This window comes from Novosphingobium sp. MBES04 (genome assembly GCF_000813185.1).
GTDB lineage: Bacteria > Pseudomonadota > Alphaproteobacteria > Sphingomonadales > Sphingomonadaceae > Novosphingobium > Novosphingobium decolorationis.
The window spans coordinates 1,002,930-1,021,967 of sequence record NZ_DF850489.1; the positions used below are offsets into that span (position 1 = coordinate 1,002,930).

Here is a 19,038-nt window from a genome sequence, read left to right on the forward strand (position 1 = left end):
GGCGCCTCGCGCCTGCTACGAACGATACGAGAAACAAGAAGAAGATAGGGCCATGGCACTGGAAATCCTGATTGTTGACGACGAGCGTGATATTCGTGAGCTCGTGGCCGGGGTTCTGAGCGACGAGGGGTACGATTGCCGCACGGCGGGCGACAGCACCCAGGCGCTTGAGGAAATCGACAAGCGCCGTCCCTCGCTGGTGCTCCTTGACGTGTGGCTGCACGGAAGCCGGCTTGACGGGCTTGAGGTGCTCGACGCGATCAAGGCGCGCGAGCCCGAACTGCCGGTGATCATCTTCTCGGGTCACGGCAACATCGACACGGCCGTGGCGGCCATCGGGCGCGGTGCGGTCGATTTCATCGAAAAGCCCTTCGAAGCCGAGCGGCTGATCCACCTCGTCGGCAAGGCGACCGAAACCGAACGCCTGCGCCGTGAGAACGCGCAGCTGCGCCAGGATTTCTCGACCGGGGAGGAGTTCACCGGCTCGAGCGCCTCGATCAACCAGGTGCGCGCGACCCTGAAGCGCGTGGCCAACACCGGCAGCCGCCTGCTCATCACGGGGCCCGCCGGTTCGGGCAAGGAAGTGGCCGCACGGCTTCTTCACGCCTGGAGCCCGCGTGCGGACAAGGCCTTCGTCAGCGTCAACTCGGCGCGCATTACGCCCGAGCGCTTCGAGCAGGAGCTGTTCGGGGAGGAAGCCGAAGGCGCGCTGGTACGCCCGGGGCTTCTGGAAACCGCCGATGGTGGCACGCTCTATCTCGATGAAGTGGCGGACATGCCCCTGTCGACCCAGGCCCGGATCCTGCGCGTGCTGACCGATCAGGCCTTCGTGCGCGTGGGGGGCACCCGCCAGATCCGTGTTGACGTGCGCGTTGTCTCCTCGACCTCGCGCGACCTTGAGAAGGAAATTTCCGAGCGGCGCTTCCGCGAGGACCTGTTCTACCGCCTCAACGTCGTGCCCGTGGCCATCCCGGCGCTGCGCGAACGGCGTGACGACATCCCCGCGCTCGTCGACCATTTCTTCGCACGCTACGCCAACGAGCAGGGCGTCGCGCCGCCGCAGGTTTCGCCCGAGGCCATGACCGCGCTCCAGGCCTACGAGTGGCCGGGCAACGTGCGCCAGCTGCGCAACGTGGTCGAGCGTACGGTCATCATGGCCCCGCGCGAGAAGCTGGACCGGATCGAGCCCGACATGTTGCCCCCGGAAATCTTCAACGCCCGGGGCGGCGGCGATGGCGGCGTTGCGGTGATGATGAGCGCGCCGCTTCGCGAGGCGCGCGAGAGCTTCGAGCGCGAGTACCTGCGCGTCCAGATCCGGCGGTTTTCCGGGAATATCTCGAAGACGGCCTCGTTCATCGGCATGGAGCGCTCGGCGCTGCACCGCAAGCTCAAGCTGCTTGGCATGTCCGAGCGCAAGGAGGAGGAAACCCCCGGTGAAGGCGAGGGGTGAGACACGCGTAAGGCAAACGACATAACTTTCGGATTTACTGCATTGCAGCAAGCGGGTAATTTCGATTCGCTTACGGCATGATCCGGGATGGGCATGCCAGATCGCGGACCGCATCAGCGGCCGCCAAAAAGAAGGAGAATACAATGGCTGGTCGAACGCTTTCCGCGCGGCCGAGAGCGAGCGCCACCACGGAGCCTGCGGACACCAAGCCCGCGGCAGCTCCGGCGCAATCGGCACCTGCATCCGGTAAGGGCCAGAACCTTCAGGATCAGTTCCTCAACCTCCTGCGCAAGAACAAGACCCCCGTGACCATGTTCCTGGTCAAGGGCGTCAAGCTGCAGGGCATCGTCACCTGGTTCGACAACTTCTCGATCCTGCTGCGCCGCGATGGGCAGTCGCAGCTGGTCTACAAGCACGCCATTTCGACGATCATGCCCTCGACGCCCGTCGATGCGGCCCAGTTCAACAGCGGCGAGGGTTCCAAGAAGACCCGCGCCCTACAGGACGTCTTCCTCTCCAGCATCCGCAGCGCCGGCGTGCAGGTGACGATGTTCCTCATCAACGGCGTCATGCTCCAGGGCCGGGTTGCGGCCTATGACCTGTTCTGCATGCTGCTCGAACGCGAAGGCTATGTGCAGCTTGCCTACAAGCATGCGGTCTCGACGATCCAGCCGGTGACCCCGGTGGACCTGCAGAGCCACGAAGAAACGGAAGACTGATTCCAGCTTGGACGACGAACTGAAAGGAGAGGTCACGCGCGGCGCGCGTGCCCTCGTCGTATATCCGCACATGCGCGGCAACCGGGGCAGCGCCGATCTGGACCCGGAAGCCCGCCTCGAGGAAGCCAAGGGGCTCGCACTCGCGATCGGCCTCGTGATCGCCGATGGCCAGATCATCCCGATCCGCGAGCCGCGCGCGGGTACGCTCTTTGGTGAAGGGCAGATCGAGAACATCTCGGTCGCCTGCAACCTGCACGAGGCCGAGCTGGTGGTGGTGGACGGATCGCTCACCGCCATCCAGCAGCGAAACCTGGAAGAAAAGCTCAAGCGCAAGGTCATCGACCGCACCGGCCTGATCCTCGAGATCTTCGGCGAGCGCGCGGCGACCGCCGAAGGCCGACTGCAGGTCGAACTGGCGCACCTCGATTACCAGGCCGGACGCCTGGTGCGCAGCTGGACCCACCTGGAACGTCAGCGCGGTGGCTTCGGCTTCCTCGGCGGCCCCGGCGAGACCCAGATCGAGGCCGACCGCCGGATGATCCGCGACCGCATGGGACGCCTGCGCCGCGAACTGGAGCAGGTGCGCCGCACGCGCGGCCTGCACCGTGACCGGCGCGAGAAGGCGCCCTGGCCGATCGTTGCGCTGGTTGGCTACACCAACGCGGGCAAGTCGACGCTGTTCAACCGCGTGACGGGCGCGGACGTGATGGCGGAGGATCTCCTGTTCGCCACGCTCGATCCGACGATGCGCGCGGTGCGCCTGCCGGGCGTGCAAAAGGCGATCCTGTCGGACACCGTGGGCTTCATTTCGGACCTGCCGACCCAGCTTGTCGCGGCCTTCCGCGCCACGCTGGAGGAAGTGACGGCAGCCGATGTCATCCTGCACGTGCGCGACATTGCCAACCCCGACACCGAATCGCAGAAGCGCCAGGTGCTCTCGGTCCTTTCGGACCTGGGCGTCATTCCGCGCGAGGACGACGAAGAGGAGCCGGGCGAGGAACCCACGATCCCGATCATCGAGGTCTGGAACAAGTGGGACCTGCTCAGCCCCGAGCGTGCAGAGGAACTGCGCGAGGTCATCGACTACCGTTCGGACGAGACCATCATTCCGCTCTCGGCGGTCACCGGCGAGGGCTGCGAGCACCTGCTCGATGTCGTCGGCCACGGCCTCAACGCCGATGCCAAGGTCTATACCTTCGTGCTGCCCGCAGCCGACGGGCAGCGGCTCGCGTTCCTGCACGCGCGGGGTGAGGTGCTCTCCGAAGTTGCGGATGGCGAGGACGAAAATGGTCCCCGCATCCGCATCGAAGTGCGCCTGGCCGAGCGTGAACTAGGCCGTTTTCGCGCGCTCTGACGCCTTTACTGCCTGCCAGAGCGCTTCCTGCGCGTCGAGATCGAGGTCGGCAAAGACCTCGTCTCGCTGGCTGGCGAGGGCTTCCATTCCCCGGAAGCGCCGTTCGAACTTGGCGTTCGCGGCGCGAAGCGCGTCTTCGGGCGCAATCCCGTTGAGGCGCACCAGGTTAACGGCGGCAAACAGCAGGTCGCCGGCTTCCTCCAGCTTTTCCGCATCCGATGCTTCGGCCAGTTCAACGAGTTCCTCTCGGACCTTGTCTTCCGCCCCGCTCGGATCGGGCCAGTCGAAGCCGACGCGCGCGGCGCGCTTCTGCAACTTTTCCGCGCGCATGAGCGCGGGTAGGGCACCCGCGACCCCATCGACAGCACTCGTCTCGCCCTTGGCGGCGCGCTCTTGCGCCTTCAGCTTTTCCCAGCGCTCGGTCTGGCCGGTTTCCGTATCACCCTCACCGAAGATGTGCGGGTGGCGCGCTTCCAGCTTGTCCGAGATTGCGGCAGCGACATCGGCAAAGGCGAAGGCGTCCTGTTCCTCGGCCATGCGCGCGTGAAAGACCACCTGGAGAAGCAGGTCACCCAGTTCCTCGCGAAGCGCAGGAAGGTCCGCGCGCTCGATGGCGTCGGCGACCTCGTAGGCCTCCTCGATGGTGTAGGGCGCGATCGAGGCAAAGTCCTGCGCGCGGTCCCATTCGCACCCGTTCACCGGATCGCGCAAGGTGGCCATGATGGAGAGCAGGCGGTCGATCTGGTCGTGACGGGAGGCGGCGGTCATGGCTGTCCTTGGGCAGGCGGGAAAGGGGAAACGGCGGTGCGCCTCCCTCTAGCGCTCAGAACAGCTCGGCGTCCATGGCCATGATGGTTTCGGGCCCCGCCTCGACCTGCGCGGCAAGCGCGTGGACCTGGGGAAGCACGCGCGCGAAGAAGTAGCCGGCAACGGCGCGCTTCTTGCGCGCAAGGGCGCTGTCCTCGCCCTCGCAGGCCGTGACCATGCGCACCCACATCCAGCCCAGCGAAACCAGTGCGACAAGCCGCAAGGTGTCGGTCGCCGCGGCGCCCAGCGCCTCGACATCGCCCTTCTGCGCGACGAGGGCCTGCGTGATCCGGCGCAGCGGGACGAGGGCCTCGGTGAGCTGCGCAGCGAATGGCGATCCGTCCGCGGCGGCCAGATCGCTTTCTACCAAGGTGAGGAAACGCGCCATCAGATCGCCGTTCTCCATCGGGAGCTTGCGGCCGACCAGGTCCATGGCCTGGACGCCGTTGGTGCCTTCGTAGATCTGGGTGATGCGCGCATCGCGCACGAACTGTTCCATGCCCCATTCGTGGATGTAGCCGTGCCCACCAAAGACCTGCTGGGCCTTGACCGCCGTCTCGAAGCCCATGTCGGTGAAGGCGGCCTTGATGACGGGGGTCATCAGGAGAACCATGCCATTGGCCTGGCTGCGCACCTCGGGATCGGGGTGGCGTGCGGCGATGTCCATCTGCATCGCGGTCCACACCGCCAGCGCGCGCCCTGCGTCAAGGAAGGCGCGGCCTTCCAGCAGCATCTTGCGCACGTCGGCGTGCTCGATGATCGGCACCGGCGCGCGGGTGTTGTCCGAGGAGCGGCCCTGCAGGCGCTCGCGGGCATAAGTCGCGGCCTTCTGGTGGGCGGCCTCGGCAATGCCCAGCCCCTGGATGCCCACGAAGAGGCGTTCGTTGTTCATCATCGTGAACATGGCGTTGAGCCCGCGTCCCGGCTCGCCCACCAGCCAGCCGATGGCCTCGTCGTAGTTCATCACGCAGGTCGGCTGCGCGTGGATACCCATCTTGTGCTCGAGGGCGCCCACCGACATTGTGTTGCGTGCGCCAAGGCCGCCGTCCTCGGCGGGCAGGAACTTGGGCACGAGGAACATCGAGATGCCCTTCACTCCAGCCGGCGCATCGGGAAGGCGGGCCAGCACCAGGTGGACGATGTTGTTACCGAAGTCCTGGTCGCCTGAGGAAATGAAGATCTTGGTGCCTGTAACCTTGTAACTGCCATCGCCGACCGGCTCGGCGCGGGCGCGCAGGAGGCCAAGGTCGGTGCCTGCATTCGCTTCGGTCAGCGCCATCGCGCCGCAGGTCTCGCCGGTGACGAGCCCTGTCAGCCATTGGGCCTTCAGTTCCTCGCTGCCATGGTGTTCGAGCGCTTCGGCCGCTCCACTGGTCAGGCCGGGGAACAGGCCGAAGGAGACGTTCGCGCCGCTCACCATTTCATCAAGCAGGATCTGGAGCGTGCGCGGGAGGCCCTGGCCGCCGAACTCGGGATTTCCGGAAAGGCCGACCCAGCCCGCCTCGACGAAATCGCGGTAGGCTTGAGGGAAGCCCTCGGGCGTGGTGACCTTGCCGTCCTGGAGCGCAGCGCCCTGTTCGTCGCCCGGCAGGTTGAGCGGGGCGAGCTTCTCGGCGGCGAAGCGCGCAGCTTCGCTCAGGACTTCACCCGCGAATTCGGCCGAGACATCCTCGCAGCCGGGCAGGGAGGCGATCAGGCCATCGAAATCGAGCACCTGCGTAAGCAGGAAGCGCATGTCGTCCACGGGCGGTGTGAAGCTGGTCATCGCGCAAACATCCTTTCCAAACCGGGTTCGAGGGTCAGTCCCTCCTGTTACGCGACGCTATGTACCAAACAGTTGTTACAATCAAGTTGGCGCGAGGTTTGAGCGCGTACACAGGCGCGAAGGTCTGTCCGACACGCGAATATCCATGGTGTCGCACATGGCGCCCACGGAAGGCCCGCCGGATGTTTCCTGGAGGAAAACGGGAAGGGGAAATGCGGTATGTCGGGATGGAATCGGCGCGGTGCGATAGGCGCAGGGCTCACGGCGCTGGGGGCGTTCGCAAGCCTGGGGTCACAGACGGCACTGGCGCAGCAGGGCGACGGCGGTGTGCCACTGGATATCGAGACCGCCAAGGGGCGTTTGCGGACCTTCATGATGCTGCGCGGTGCTCTGGACGAAAGGCTTACCATGAGCTGGGTCTCGGCGCGCTACTACGGCGTTGTCGAGGATCGCATGGACCCGCTTTTCGCGGTTGTATCTGCAGTTTTCTCGCGCTCGCGCCAGCTGGCCGACGGCCGCTTCGAGGCGGTCAATGCCGAGATTGCCTGGTTCACCGATCCGGTCAGCGGCGATGCGCTCGATAGCTATCGCAATCCCTATACCGGGGAGGATGTCGAGGTGCCGCAGGGGGGCTATGCGCCATCCAGGGTGCGTTTTGGACCGGAACTGGAATTGCAGCTTGAAAAAGAGATCCCCGGCCTGACGATGGAGCACGAAGTGCTGCCCTTTGACCTGCGCGGGGATGACCTCTGGGTGACCGAGCGCACGCGGACCGCGATGCAGGTACCGGGCGTCGCCAAGCCGTTCCGCTACTCCGAAAGCAACACCTACCACGCAAGCCGCGCCGCGATGGAGGCACCGGGGGCGACCCGCGTGCCGGTCTCGGTGGCTTTCACCAATGTCTGCTCGTGGCGGCCCTGGATGAGCATGGGGGACAGGCCCGGGCATCTCACCGCGACGGGCGTCGGCGCGCACAACGCGGACTGGGCGCAGATGCCGCCCGCCTGGATCACGGCAACGCGCGCGCGCCGTCCCGAAGTGCTGGCGGACCCGGCCGCGCTGCTCGCGCCGCTCTGGGACGCCTGATTACCTCGCGCTCATTCGGGGGAGGACATTCCCCGGATGAGCGTATTCACGAGATAGCTGTTGTCCCATTCCTCGGGTTTTTCCTTGGTGGGACGCGGCGGGTTGCCTCCCATGCGCAGCACGACAAGATCGTGGCCCGGCGCTATGTCGACGATCTGGTCGGCGTTGCCGTCGAACAGGAACAGGTCGGGATCGAGATAGGGTTCGGAATGGAGGACGGTGGGGCCGGGCTGGCCGGGCGCGCCAAAGGAGCGTCGTTCGACATAGGGCGCGCCAATCCACACGCCGAGGCCGAAGTGCGGGTTCTGCGCGGTGCCCGTGCGCATCTGCGCCACGTAGCCTTCGGGGAGTAGCTTGCGCCCGTCCCATGCCCCGTCGTGAAGGAGCAGCACGCCAAGCCGCGCGAACGTCTCGGCGGGCAGCATCATGCAGCAACCGGAGTGGGCCTCGCCGCCCGGCCGATTGAGCCAGAACGTACCGCCCATCGCACCAATGGGGCGCAGGACTTCGGTGTCGACGAACTCGGCGTAGTCCCGGCCCGTGGCCCGTGTGATGACTTCGCCCACGAGGTCTGCGGGGGCATTGGCGTAGGAGTAGAGCGTGCCCGGCTCGGCGATCATCGGATAGCTCGCGATGATGTGCCGGGTGTGCTCGGGCGAGAGGAAGCCGAGGTTGAGCGGGCTTTCGGGATCGGGCGAGAAGCTCTGGTGCTGCATGCCCGAGCGCATGTCGAGCAGGTGGCGCACCTTGATCCGCCCTTTCTGCGTACCTGCCAGCTCGGGGATGAAGTCGGCGATCGGCTGATCGAGCGAGGTGATCTTGCCGAGCGCGATCGCGCGGCCAACGGCTATCGCGGCAAGCGGCTTGGAGAGCGATTTGGACACGAGCGGCGTGGTGCGCGTGACGTCTTCGCCGTACCATTCGAGCGCAATCTTGCCCTTGTGCCATACGATCAGCGCGGTGCTGTTCATGCGCCGGGCATAGGTTGTGGCCTTTTCCAGGGCGGCCTGGCTGATGGCGCTATTCGGCGCAGAGGGCAAGGGCGCCCAGTCCGGCGCCCCTGAGACCGCTGCCATCGGGGTGTAGACGAATTGGCTGTAGTCGGTGACGTAGACTTCGAGCCGTTCGCGGTAGACGGGATCTTCGGAGGGCTTCGTGGGGGCCGCGTCGGCGCCCAAGGTCGGGGCCGCGAGGCTCGCGCACAGCAGCGCGGTGGCTATCGTGCGTGCATGTCTGCGCTTGTGCCTGGAACCCATCCTTCTTCGCCTCCCTGAATGTGCGCGGCGAAGGTGGCATGATCGTTCGCAGGCTCCGTCCGACCTTGGAGGTGCTGTCCACCAGTCGGACAACGGGCCAGAAAAAGCTCGCGTGCAACGGGCCTTGGTGTCGATCCTGCAGGCCGAGGGCCGGATTGTCGGCCGCTGGGCACGCGGTCGTGTGGGTTCAGGCACAAGCAGGGGGAATGCCGGGATGCGGCCTTGGGGATATCACGCAAAGCGCGGACTTGCAGGTGCAGCCGGGGCCATGGGGCTGCTGGCGGGCACCTTCGCGATGGCGCAGATGCAGCCGCCCAAGCTTGACCTCACGACCTGCGTCACACCGCCCTTCTATTCCGGGCCGATGCGCTATTCGTCGGTCGAGCAGCTCCCTGACCAGCGGGTGACATTCCGCCTCTGCGCACCTCAGGCAAAGGACGTGCGGCTCACCAGCAGCGACATCGCCGACGTCATTCCCATGGGCTTTCCGCCGGGCACGCCCAGGGGGCTGGCCATGACGAAGGACGCGACGGGGCTGTGGTCGGTAACGACGCCCAAGCCGGTCGAGGCCGATGTCTACCGCTTTGCCTTCGAGGTTGACGGGGTGAAGACGGTCGATCCGCTGGGCCAGACTTTTTCCGAAGAGCTCAAGGGTACGAACTCGACCTTCGAGGTGACGGGTGATGAGGGCGCGTTCCAGACCTGGCGCAAGGAGGTGCCACACGGCACGGTCGCGACGCTGGAATACTGGTCGCAGGCCCTAGGCATCAAGCGCCGCGCGCATGTCTACACACCGCCCGGCTACATGAAGGACGCTGTGTCCTACCCGGTGCTCTATCTGGTCCATGGTGCAGGCGACAGCGACGACAGCTGGACCAGCGTTGGCCATGCGCACACGATCCTCGACAACCTGATCTCAGCAGGCAAGGCCAAGCCGATGATCGTGGTCATGCCCGATGGCCATACGCCGCTGCGCGAAGGGGTGATGACGCTCGACAATCCGGATTTCGGCAACGATCTGCTGGGCGATCTCATTCCCTACATCGATGCCCATTACCGCACCGATGCGCGGGCCCAGGCGCGCGCGATGGCGGGGCTTTCGATGGGCGGCTCGCACACCTTGCGCAATGGTCTGACCCATCCGGAAACCTTCCACTGGATCGGGGTCTTCTCGATGGGGCTGGCGGAAGGTTCGGCGTTCAATGGCGTGGACACCTACGCGGCCCGGTACGATGCGGCCCTGCGCCGCGATGCAGCCGAACTGGACCTCGTCTACTACGCCATGGGCCGCGAGGATTTCCTGCACGAGACCGTCGCGCCGACGCGCGCGCTGCTGGACCGCTACGGCATCGCGCATGTCTACAACGAAACAGGCGGCGGGCATGAATGGGTGAACTGGCGGCGCTATCTGGCCGATTTCGCGCCGCGTCTGTTCCAGGGCGAATAAGGGAGACACGCGAGATGAAATCAAACCTGTTCATGGGCGCGGCCCTGGCGGCCCTGACCTTGGCCGCGCCGCTGCACGCAGCCGGTACGGTACGCCCCACGGGTCTGGAGGCGACTGCGCCCGGCCTGCAGGCAGACGGCGTGCGCGTGCTGGCTCCCGAAGCGATCTGGCCGCTGGGCGCGCCGGTGGACCCGGATTGGCCCGGGCTCATCGACCAGCCGGTCACCGAAGAAGCGCGCGACGGCGGGGAGAGCCTCTGGAACGTCACGGTGCCCAGTTACCAGGCCTTCCTGCCCGATCCGGCCAAGGCCACGGGCGCGGCGGTGATCGTGGCGCCGGGCGGTGGTTTCCGCCTTCTGGCGATCCACCACGAAGGCTCGCGAGTGGCGCAGTGGCTGGCTGACCATGGGATTGCGGCCTTCGTCCTCAAGTACCGGCTGATCCAGACCCTCCGGGTGAGACCAACGAGGCGATGCGCACGCGCGTCAACACGACCATGCGCCCCGGTGTCGGCGGCGAGCCGGGCGTGGCGGATGGCCTGGAGGCTCTGCGCCTCATTCGTGGGCGCGCCAAGGACTACGGTATCGCGCCGGACCGTATCGGTGCGGTCGGCTTCTCCGCGGGCGGGCACGTCGCGGGCAAGATGGCGCTGGCCCAAGAGGGCCAGCGGCCCGATTTCACCGGGCTCATTTATGGTTTTCCGTTCGGGGAGCGCCTGCCCGAGCTGCCGCCGGCGAACCTGCCCTGGCCCGAAGGCACGCCCAAGGAACCCTGGCTGCGCCCGGCCCCCACACCTGCGCCCGGACGGCTCGCGCCGATGTTCATGGCGGTCGCGCAGGACGATGTCGCGGTGGGGCAGGGCTTCGATGCCTGGGAGGCCGCCCTCAAGGAGGCGGGCTACACCCCGGAGACGCACCGCTACGAACGCGGTGGACACGGTTTCGGCATGAAGAAGACAGGGGGCACGCAGGACCATTGGATCGAGGAGTTCGCCTGGTGGATCGAGGCCGAAGGCTTCACCAGGGCCGATTGATCGCACCCAAGGAGTTATCCGCATGACCCGAACCTGGCTCGTCACGGGCGCCAATCGCGGCATTGGCCTGGAATATCTCCGGCAACTGGCGGCTGCCGGTCAGCGGGTCATTGCAACTGCCCGCGATCTGCAGGCGGCCGAGCCGCTCTCGGCCCTCGCGTCCCAGTATCCAGAGCGTGTCCGCCTCGAAACCCTCGACGTGGCGGACGCGGATTCGCTTACGGCATTCGTCCAGCGACTGGGGGACGAGACCGTCGATGTCCTCGTCAACAATGCGGGGCTCTACGGGGGGAGCTGGACCAGTGATGCGCATCGCCAGTCGCTGGAAGGCATGGACTACGCGCTCTGGGAAGAGATCCTGCGGGTGAATACCATTGCGCCCTTCCGGCTGACCGTGGCCTTGCGCGCGAACCTGCGTCGCAGCGCGCAGCCGCTGGTGGTGATGATGGGATCGGACCTCGGCTCGATCACGGCCAACACCATGGGCCAGAGCCACGCCTACCGTTCGAGCAAGGCGGCCCTCAACATGGTGATGAAGGGTTTGTCGATTGATCTGGCCGGGGAGGGCATCACGCTTGTGTCCATGGCGCCGGGCTGGACGCGCACCGATCTGGGCGGCCCGGCTGCGACCTGGAGTGTGGACGAAAGCGTCGCCAAGCAGCTGGACGTGATTGCAAGCCTGGGCCCTGTGGATACCGGACGCTTCGTCAACCTGCTTGGTGAAGACGTCGCCTGGTGAAATTCATTCCGCCTGTCGGATAGCGCATCCCTAAAGCGGTGCGTGCACGCGGCGAAAGGAGAACACCACTCGGCCATAGACGCCATGCGTTGAAGATCCTTGATTTAACGCAATTGGCACATGGACTTATTCGGAGCTTCCCCCCTCGATGACCGATCTCTCCCCGAGCGGTGCCGTGCCCCCGCCTTCGACCGTGTCTCTCCCATCCGGTCCGGATGGGGGCAAGGTCGGTACCTCTGTCCTGTTGCGGTATGGCACGGGCCAGCTGGGTGCGCAGGTTTTCCGCGACACGCCCGCCGTGCTTCTGCCGCTGTTCATGACCACGATGCTGGGGGTCGAGGCCTGGCTGGCCGGGCTTGTCGTGCTCATTCCCAAGCTCTGGCTGATCGCCTGTGACCCGCTTGTCGGTGCCTGGTCGGACCGGGTGCGCAAGCTCTACGGGCGCACGCCGTTCCTGGTGGGCGGCGCCATCTTGACCAGCCTTGGCTTCGTTGCGCTGTTCACCCTGACCGAAAGCGCAAGCCCGATGGTCTCGGCGGCGCTCACCTGTCTTCTGTTCTTCCTGGCATCGACCGCATTCTCGATGTTCTCGGTGCCCTATCTCGCGATCGCCGCGACGCTTTCGCCCGACCCGCACGAGCGCACCCGGATCATGATCTTCCGCATGATCTTCTCGACCTTCGGCGTCCTTGTCGGTGTCGGGGTCGCGCAGCCGATGATCTACTGGCTGGGTGGGGGCGAGCATGGCTGGACGGTCATGGCGTTCACGCTGGGCGCGGTGTGCCTCGTCACCATGCTGGTGACGGCCATCGGTCTGGCCCGCGTGCCGATGATCGAGGACGATTCCGTGCAGGGCAGCCTGATGAGCCAGCTCAAGGTGATCGGCACCAACAAGCCCTACCTGACCCTGGTCCTCACCTGCCTTATCCAGAACATCGGGCAGGCTTCGGGCTACACCGTGATCGGTTTTGTCTTCCTCTATGCGCTCCAGGCGGTCTGGATCATTCCGGCCTTCATTCTTGTGATGTCGATTGCGGGCATTGCCGCGCAGCCGCTGTGGTTCACGCTCTCGCGCCGCTGGGGCAAGGAGAAGACCTATGTCTTCGCCTCGGCCATGTGGACCGCGGTGACCGTGTCCTGGTACTGGATGGCGCCTGCCACCGACGAGATCATGACGCTGCCCGGCGTCGGTGTGCTCGGCACGCAGCACCTCCTCGTGCTGGTGCGCGGCGCGCTGATCGGGATCAGCAACGCGGCCTTCATCATGCTGGCGCTCTCGATGCTGACCGACACCATCGACTTCCAGCGCCGCCGCATGGGCACTGCGAACGAGGGTGTCTTCGCCGGGCTTTTCTCCGCCATCGAGAAGCTGTCCTTCGCTCTGGGCCCGGTTATCGCTGGCCTTGTGATGAGCGCCTTCGGCTTCGTTTCCTCCAAGGGTGGCGCGGTCGAGCAGACCCCGCATGCGATTACGGGCATCCTGCTGCTCTACAGCCTGATCCCGGCGGCGCTGCAGGTTGTCAGCCTCATCGTCTTTTCGCGCTATCGCATCGCCAAGGACTGATCCCTGCCATGCCGCATTCCCGGCTCCGCCGTGCGTACGTCCCCTCCCGTTTCGGGCAGCTGCACGTGCGGATTGCGGAGCCGGAAGCCGTGCCGGTCGCGCCGCCGCTGGTCTGCTTCCACCAGACGCCGAGCCACGGTGGCGACTGGGACGCCGTGCTCGCGCTGATGAGCCGGGACCGGTGGGTCATCGCCCCCGATACGCCGGGCTACGGGCAAAGCGATGCGCCGCCCGAACCGGCTTCGCTCGAGGCACTGGCCGCGGCGCTGTCCGAAGGGCTCGAAGTCCTGGCCGCAGATGAGGGCTTCGCACTCACCCGCTATGATGCGATGGGCCATCACACCGGCTCTGTCCTCGCCGCCGAACTGGCCCGGCACGATAGCCGCGTGCGGCACCTGGTGTTCTGCAGCCTGCCCGCGTTCGGAGAGGCGGCCCGCCAGGACATGCTGCGCGGGATCGATGGCATGTTCCCGCCCGTGGATGGAAGCCTTGCACGTGCCGAACAGCTCCATGCCTTTCAGTCGAGCTTTGCCGATCGCCGCCTTGATGGCGCGCAGCGACAGGTCGCGATGGCCGAATGCCTGCGCCTGGGCGAGCGTATGGACTGGGGCTACCGCGCGGTCTTCGATTACGATCTGATCGCGGTCCTCTCGGCACTGCCGCACCGCGCGCTCATCCTCAACAGCGAGGATGACCTGAACGCGGTAACGGGCGAGGCGGCAGGACTGCTCGAACGCGGGATCTACCGTGAACTGGAAGGGTGTGGGCACGGCTTCCTGGCCTTTGCCGACGAAGCCTTCGCGGGCGATCTACGCGCCTTTCTCGACGGACACTGACAAAGGGCGGAACGATGGGCAGGACTGGACCGATCCACACAGGCTGGCTGACGCGCGCGGCGCTGGGAACCGCGCTGGCGTGCGTGAGCCCTTCCGTGCTCGCGCAGGGCGTGGGGCCCGTTCCTACCCCCGCGCAATTGGAGGAAGGTGCGCGCGAGGTGCGCGAAGGCGCGGTTACGCCACCCGATTACGCCGATCCGGCCATGTGGTCGGCGGGACCTGAAGGGCCGGGGACGGCCGGAGCCCTGCCGCAAGGCGCAACTCCAGACACCGCCGATCCGGGCGTTGCCGTGTTCTACGTCCACCCCACGACTTTCCTGTCCCAAGAGGATGACTGGACCCAGGACCCGGCCGATGCCGAGGCAAACCGCTGGGCCGACGAGAGCGTGGTCCAGCGTCAGGCCAGTGCGTTCTCGGCGTGCTGCGAAATCTGGTCCCCGCGCTACCGTGCGGCTAGCGCCAACGCCTTGCGCTCACGCCCTCATACCGACGCGGCCTATGCCCTGGCCTATACCGACGTCGAGCGCGCCTTCGACTGGTTCCTGGAGCACATCGGGGAGGGGCGCCCGTTCATTCTTGTCGGGCACAGCCAGGGCGGCAAGCACGTGGGCGATCTTCTTGAGAAGAAGGTTGCAGGAACGCCCCTGCAGGAGCGTCTCGTCGGGGCCTACATCGTGGGCATCAACATTGCCGAGGCCGAAGTGCCGCTGCGCTTCGGGTCCGTGCCCGTGTGCGACCATGCCGACCAGACCGGATGCCTTGTCCAGTGGAACGCCATTCTCGCGGGAACCAAGCTTGATCCGATCGTCTCGGCCTACGAGAAGAGCTTTACCGATATCTATGGGGCGCAGCCCGGGCAGCAGATGGTCTGCGTGAACCCGGTCACCTTTGAGCGCAGCCAGCCGTCCAGCCTTTCGGCACAGGCCAAGGGCGCGGTGCCCGGTTCGCCCGGCTTTGGTCCGATGAAGCCCTTGCGCGAAGGGGCGGTTGCTGCCCGTTGCGAGCGTGGAATGCTGGTGGTCTATCCCGCGCCGGGGCTCGGCCTGGAGCCGCTGCCCGGGACCGGAGTGATGCATTATCACGACATCGGTTTGTTCTGGGCGGATATTCGAGCGAATGCGCGCTTGCGTGCGCAGCGCTGGCTTGCAACACATCGTTGACCGCTGCGCGGATAAAGGGTGCAAACCTTTCCCGGCGCCGTGGCGTAAATGGCTACATTTTATAACAATTAATCGAAAAGCGCGCAGGCACAGCACTTTGGTGCAGCTTTCAGACAGGTAGAACCTGCTAAAGAGAAGCGGTTAATCAAGGCTCAGGCCTGCAAGGAAGGACACAGGATTTCATGCGGAAGATCGTCTCGCTCTCCACTCTCTCCATGGTCGCCGCAGCGACGGCCATGCTCGCACCCTCGGTCGCCTCGGCCGATGCGGCGCGCGGCAAGCAGCTGTTCATGCGCTGCATGGCCTGCCACACGGTGAACAAGGGCGGCGCCAACAAGGTCGGCCCGAACCTTGCCGGTGTTGTCGGCCGCAAGTCGGGCTCGGTAAAGAACTTCAAGTACTCGGCCGCCATGCAGAAGGCCAACCTGACCTGGGATGAAAAGACCCTCGACAAGTGGCTGACCCGCCCCGCGACGGTGGTTCCGGGCACCTCGATGGTCTTTGCCGGCCTTCCCAAGCCGGAAGACCGCAAGTCGCTGATCGAATACATGAAGGCAGCGGGCAAGTAAGCATGACGATGGGTTCCGCGCATTCGCGCCGTATGGTTCTGGGTGGATCGCTGGCTTTGGCAGCGGCGCTGGCGGCAAGGCCGGTGCTGGCTCTGGACCAGCCTGCTTGGGCCACGCGCACACTCATGGCTCAGGGAGGCCGTGAGGTCTCGGTGAGTGAGTGGGTGCCTGATGGCACGGTGCGCGGAACCATCCTCTTCTCGCATGGCGCGGGTTCCGCGCCCTGGCACTACGACCTCATCCTCGCGCCCTGGATTGCAGCCGGGTACCATGTGCTCGCGCCGCTTCACGTGGATTCGCGCGAGCATCCGCGGACCAAGGACTTCCCGGGCCTAGCCAGCTGGAAAACCCGCATCGAGGACATGCGCCTGCTCATCACCACGATTGGCGATACGCCCTTCATTGCGGCAGGCCACTCCTACGGCGGCCTTGTCGCGACGACGCTGGGCGGTTCGCAAGGCGTGGCGCCTGAGGGAATTTCGGCGCCGTTCTATCCGCGTCTGGCCAAGGCCGTGGTCGCCTTTTCGCCGCCCGCGCCTGTACCCGTGCTGATGACGGCCGAAGGCTATGGCAAGATTGCCGTGCCCGCCCTGATCCAGACCGGCACGATCGACAATCCTCCGGGCATCGACGATCCCGAGAGCGAGGCCTGGAAGGGCCACCTTGCACCGTTCGACGCGGCGGCCGAAGGTGGGAACCGCTACGGTCTCGTGCTTCAGGGCGCGAACCACTATTTCGGTGGCATCATCTGCGATGACAGCCAGCCCGGTCCGCCGCAGCTGGCCCAGATCGACCTTGCCAACCGCTACGTGGGGCTATTCCTCGAAGCCTACGGGCAGGGCGATGCGGCTGCGAAATCCGCACTCGATGCCCGGATCACCGACGCGCTTCCGGCGCGCCTGATGGCCAAGTAACCAGGTCGCATCCGCCATTCGCCCCCTTGCAGTGGGGCTCTGGTGACCAATCTGAACGCCATCCTGTCCGCTAGCCGGACAGGATGGCGATCCAGTCCGCGCCAAGGTGCCCGAGGGGTCAAAGTGTCGTCCTGCAAAGCCCGGGCACAACATCGGGCGAGGGGACATCACCAATGGACGAACACACCATCATTTCTCTGACGGTCGAGGAGGCCACGGCGGAGAATACGGCCGCGTTTGGCGACATCGTGGGCCGACAGGCACCGGTCGAGCCGGTCTCGGTGGACTTCTACAAGGGCGCGGTGCGGATGAGCTATCCCACGCGCTTCACCTCCGAGCACCCGGTCGAAATGACGCTGGCGCAGATGACGCGCCGCGAACCCGAAGTGCGCTACATGGAGCGCCATTTCCAGCACACGCAGGCGTTCCTGCCGCTGGGCGGCAAGCCTTTCATTGCGGTCATGGCACCGCCGAGCGAGGGCGAACTGCCCGACCTCTCCAAGGTGCGCGCATTCCGCTTCGACGGCACGGCGGGCTTCGCGCTGCACCTTGGAACCTGGCACGAATTCCCCTTTGCCATCGAGGACGACACCGATATCGTGGTCGTGCTCTCGAGCCAGACGGGATACGATCTCAAGGCCAAGGACGCCGAGACCGAAGAGGCCCACGGCCCCGATCTCGACAAGAAGGACATCGTCGCCCGCACCGGCAACGTGTTCCGTTTCGAACTTACGGAGTGACCCTCAAGATGGTGGAACGCAAGAACCGCGAGCGTATCGCCCGCTCCAAGGGCAGCCAGCCGGTCGTCTTCGAGAACGAGACGGTCGATGCGCTGGCGAGCATGGTCCTCTCGCTCATGGGCGAGGTGGTCGTCCTCAAGGACCGGCTCGATGCCAACGAGCGCCTGCTCGCCGCAGCCGGGCTGCACGGTCCGGCCGATGTCGACAGCTTCGCGCCCGACGCGGCCGCCAAGGCCTACCGCGCGGGCTATCGCGAAGGTATCTACGACCGTGTGCTGGGCGCAGGGCGTGACAAGCTGGTGCCCCAGGCGCTGGCCGAGCAGCAGGAATACGAAGGTGTGCTCGACGCGGTCACCCGCGACTGAGCGTACCCCCAACATACATCCACAGGGCGGGAGACGGCCATGGAACAGTATAAGCAGGAACATTTCGGCCACGCGGTAATGCCGCAGGCCAACCACGATGAACAGGCGCTGGAGGATCACTTCCTCGCCATGCGCGCGTGGACCAACCGCAACATCGATCCGCTCGACCGGCGCCTCCTCGATGAGGTCATCGTGCCCGAGGTCGAGAAGGAAACCGGCGCAGCGCCGACGAACAGCCGCCAGGTCCGCCAGAAGCTGGAAGCCCATCCGCTCCACCAGTACTGGCTGACGCTCTCGCTGCACTACCAGGACCGCATCTGGTACGGGCTCGACGCCGCGATCAACCGCCAGTACGACGAACTGTCGGAAAAGGTCGGCGCGCAGGTGGCAAGCCCCAAGGGTTCGCTGACCCTCAACCCGGAGCTCGAAATTCCGCGCTACATCGCGGCCTTCGACCACCACCGTATGCCCGGCAGCTACGTGGTTGATACCTCGGACTTCGATTTCCGTGCCGGCGCTCTCTACGACCGCTTCGCCTCGACCTATCTGCGCAATCTCAACGGTGGGTGGAAGAACGACGGGCGCGGGCACACGCTCGCCAGCCACGTGCAGGACTTCCATCCCGACCTGAAGCCCATGCGCATTCTGGACCTGGGCTGCTCGGTCGGCCACTCGACTCTGGCGATTGCCGAGGCTTTCCCGGATGCGGAAGTCTTCGCGCTCGATGTCGGTGCGCCGATGCTGCGCTACGGCCACGCCCGCGCGGAATCGATGGGCGTCCCCATCCATTTCAGCCAGCAGGACGCCGAGCACACCAACTTCGAGGACGGGAGCTTCGATCTCGTCTGCTCGTCGGCCGTGCTGCATGAGACTTCAGCCAAGGGCATGCGCGGCGTGTTCAAGGAGTGCTTCCGCCTCCTGCGCAAGGGCGGCGTGATGTGCCACGTCGACGTTCCGCCGCGCCATGAGCACATGGCCCTGTGGGACCAGATGCGCTGCGACTTTGAAAGCCACTACAACAACGAGCCGTTCATGACCTCGCTCGCCCGCACCGACTGGGTGAAGGTCGCGACCGATGCCGGTTTTGCGGAAGAGAACGTTCACGTCGGGTACCGCAAGGGCACGACCTGCCTGAAGCCTGACCGCGCGGATTTCTTCACCGAGGGGCACCCCGAAGGGCGCGCCTTGCTCGGCAGCTGGTACGCGTGCTCGGCGACCAGGTAGGTCGCCGAGG

The 19,038-nt window shown here is 65.8% G+C and carries 19 protein-coding genes; 15 read left to right on the forward strand and 4 right to left on the reverse strand.

Annotated features, from left to right (window positions below):
* The first annotated feature begins 52 nt into the window (after positions 1-52).
* The 3 genes from ntrX (at position 53) to hflX (ending at position 3,523) form a co-directional block, all read left to right on the forward strand.
* Positions 53-1,450 (forward strand): nitrogen assimilation response regulator NtrX, encoded by a 1,398-nt coding sequence (gene ntrX, locus MBENS4_RS18285; RefSeq protein WP_039393472.1) that lies wholly within the window; start codon positions 53-55, stop codon positions 1,448-1,450.
* Between the two features lie 143 nt (positions 1,451-1,593).
* Complete coding sequence (gene hfq / locus MBENS4_RS18290; RefSeq protein ID WP_039393474.1) at positions 1,594-2,169, forward strand: RNA chaperone Hfq; 576 nt, start codon at positions 1,594-1,596, stop codon at positions 2,167-2,169.
* Positions 2,170-2,176: 7 nt separating this feature from the next.
* A complete protein-coding gene (gene hflX, locus MBENS4_RS18295; protein ID WP_039393476.1) occupies positions 2,177-3,523 on the forward strand; it encodes a GTPase HflX in 1,347 nt (448 codons plus the stop codon).
* Here hflX and mazG read toward each other — a convergent pair.
* Both mazG and MBENS4_RS18305 read right to left on the reverse strand, forming a co-directional pair.
* Complete coding sequence (gene mazG / locus MBENS4_RS18300) at positions 3,500-4,291, reverse strand: nucleoside triphosphate pyrophosphohydrolase (RefSeq protein WP_039393478.1); 792 nt, start codon at positions 4,289-4,291, stop codon at positions 3,500-3,502. The two genes, hflX and mazG, sit on opposite strands and share 24 nt — an antisense overlap.
* 55 nt (positions 4,292-4,346) lie before the next feature.
* Positions 4,347-6,095, reverse strand: coding sequence for an acyl-CoA dehydrogenase C-terminal domain-containing protein (locus MBENS4_RS18305; RefSeq protein WP_039393486.1), 1,749 nt, complete (start codon positions 6,093-6,095; stop codon positions 4,347-4,349).
* Between the two features lie 219 nt (positions 6,096-6,314).
* Between MBENS4_RS18305 and MBENS4_RS18310 the strand changes: the two genes are divergently transcribed.
* On the forward strand, positions 6,315-7,181 hold the full coding sequence (locus tag MBENS4_RS18310; RefSeq protein ID WP_039393493.1) for a DUF1838 family protein: 867 nt from the start codon (positions 6,315-6,317) through the stop codon (positions 7,179-7,181).
* 11 nt (positions 7,182-7,192) lie between these two features.
* On the opposite strand, the gene MBENS4_RS18315 is transcribed toward MBENS4_RS18310, so the two are convergent.
* Complete coding sequence (locus MBENS4_RS18315; RefSeq protein ID WP_039393500.1) at positions 7,193-8,437, reverse strand: serine hydrolase domain-containing protein; 1,245 nt, start codon at positions 8,435-8,437, stop codon at positions 7,193-7,195.
* Positions 8,438-8,705: 268 nt separating this feature from the next.
* On the opposite strand from MBENS4_RS18315, the gene MBENS4_RS18320 reads away from it, so the two are divergent.
* Positions 8,706-9,884: an alpha/beta hydrolase-fold protein gene (locus tag MBENS4_RS18320; protein ID WP_052322521.1), complete on the forward strand. Its 1,179-nt coding sequence runs from the start codon at positions 8,706-8,708 to the stop codon at positions 9,882-9,884.
* 20 nt (positions 9,885-9,904) lie between these two features.
* Here the strand turns inward: MBENS4_RS18320 and MBENS4_RS26885 are convergent, their stop codons facing one another.
* Positions 9,905-10,291, reverse strand: coding sequence for a hypothetical protein (locus MBENS4_RS26885; RefSeq protein WP_052322522.1), 387 nt, complete (start codon positions 10,289-10,291; stop codon positions 9,905-9,907).
* Positions 10,292-10,356: 65 nt separating this feature from the next.
* Between MBENS4_RS26885 and MBENS4_RS26890 the strand changes: the two genes are divergently transcribed.
* The 10 genes from MBENS4_RS26890 (at position 10,357) to MBENS4_RS18370 (ending at position 19,028) form a co-directional block, all read left to right on the forward strand.
* The gene (locus tag MBENS4_RS26890) at positions 10,357-10,917 is read left to right on the forward strand and encodes an alpha/beta hydrolase (RefSeq protein WP_052322523.1); all 561 of its coding nucleotides are present in this window, start codon (positions 10,357-10,359) and stop codon (positions 10,915-10,917) included.
* 22 nt (positions 10,918-10,939) lie between these two features.
* Complete coding sequence (locus tag MBENS4_RS18330; protein ID WP_039393505.1) at positions 10,940-11,656, forward strand: SDR family oxidoreductase; 717 nt, start codon at positions 10,940-10,942, stop codon at positions 11,654-11,656.
* 148 nt (positions 11,657-11,804) lie between these two features.
* Entirely contained in the window at positions 11,805-13,220 is a 1,416-nt protein-coding gene (locus MBENS4_RS18335) for an MFS transporter (protein WP_084592231.1), read from the forward strand.
* Between the two features lie 8 nt (positions 13,221-13,228).
* Positions 13,229-14,056, forward strand: coding sequence for an alpha/beta fold hydrolase (locus MBENS4_RS18340; protein ID WP_052322524.1), 828 nt, complete (start codon positions 13,229-13,231; stop codon positions 14,054-14,056).
* Positions 14,057-14,070: 14 nt separating this feature from the next.
* Positions 14,071-15,216 carry a DUF3089 domain-containing protein gene (locus MBENS4_RS18345; protein ID WP_052322525.1) on the forward strand — a complete coding sequence of 382 codons (1,146 nt, stop codon included), beginning with the start codon at positions 14,071-14,073 and terminating at the stop codon, positions 15,214-15,216.
* Between the two features lie 182 nt (positions 15,217-15,398).
* On the forward strand, positions 15,399-15,785 hold the full coding sequence (locus MBENS4_RS18350; RefSeq protein ID WP_039393511.1) for a c-type cytochrome: 387 nt from the start codon (positions 15,399-15,401) through the stop codon (positions 15,783-15,785).
* Between the two features lie 2 nt (positions 15,786-15,787).
* Positions 15,788-16,699, forward strand: a complete 912-nt coding sequence (locus tag MBENS4_RS18355; RefSeq protein WP_039393513.1) for an alpha/beta hydrolase family protein — start codon at positions 15,788-15,790, stop codon at positions 16,697-16,699.
* Positions 16,700-16,872: 173 nt separating this feature from the next.
* Positions 16,873-17,439 carry an ureidoglycolate lyase gene (locus tag MBENS4_RS18360; RefSeq protein ID WP_039393515.1) on the forward strand — a complete coding sequence of 189 codons (567 nt, stop codon included), beginning with the start codon at positions 16,873-16,875 and terminating at the stop codon, positions 17,437-17,439.
* A complete protein-coding gene (locus MBENS4_RS18365; protein WP_242405009.1) occupies positions 17,436-17,804 on the forward strand; it encodes a hypothetical protein in 369 nt (122 codons plus the stop codon). The genes MBENS4_RS18360 and MBENS4_RS18365 overlap by 4 nt, the downstream gene beginning before the upstream one ends.
* Before the next feature lie 39 nt (positions 17,805-17,843).
* Positions 17,844-19,028, forward strand: a complete 1,185-nt coding sequence (locus MBENS4_RS18370) for a class I SAM-dependent methyltransferase (RefSeq protein ID WP_039393517.1) — start codon at positions 17,844-17,846, stop codon at positions 19,026-19,028.
* The last annotated feature ends 10 nt before the right edge of the window (positions 19,029-19,038 follow it).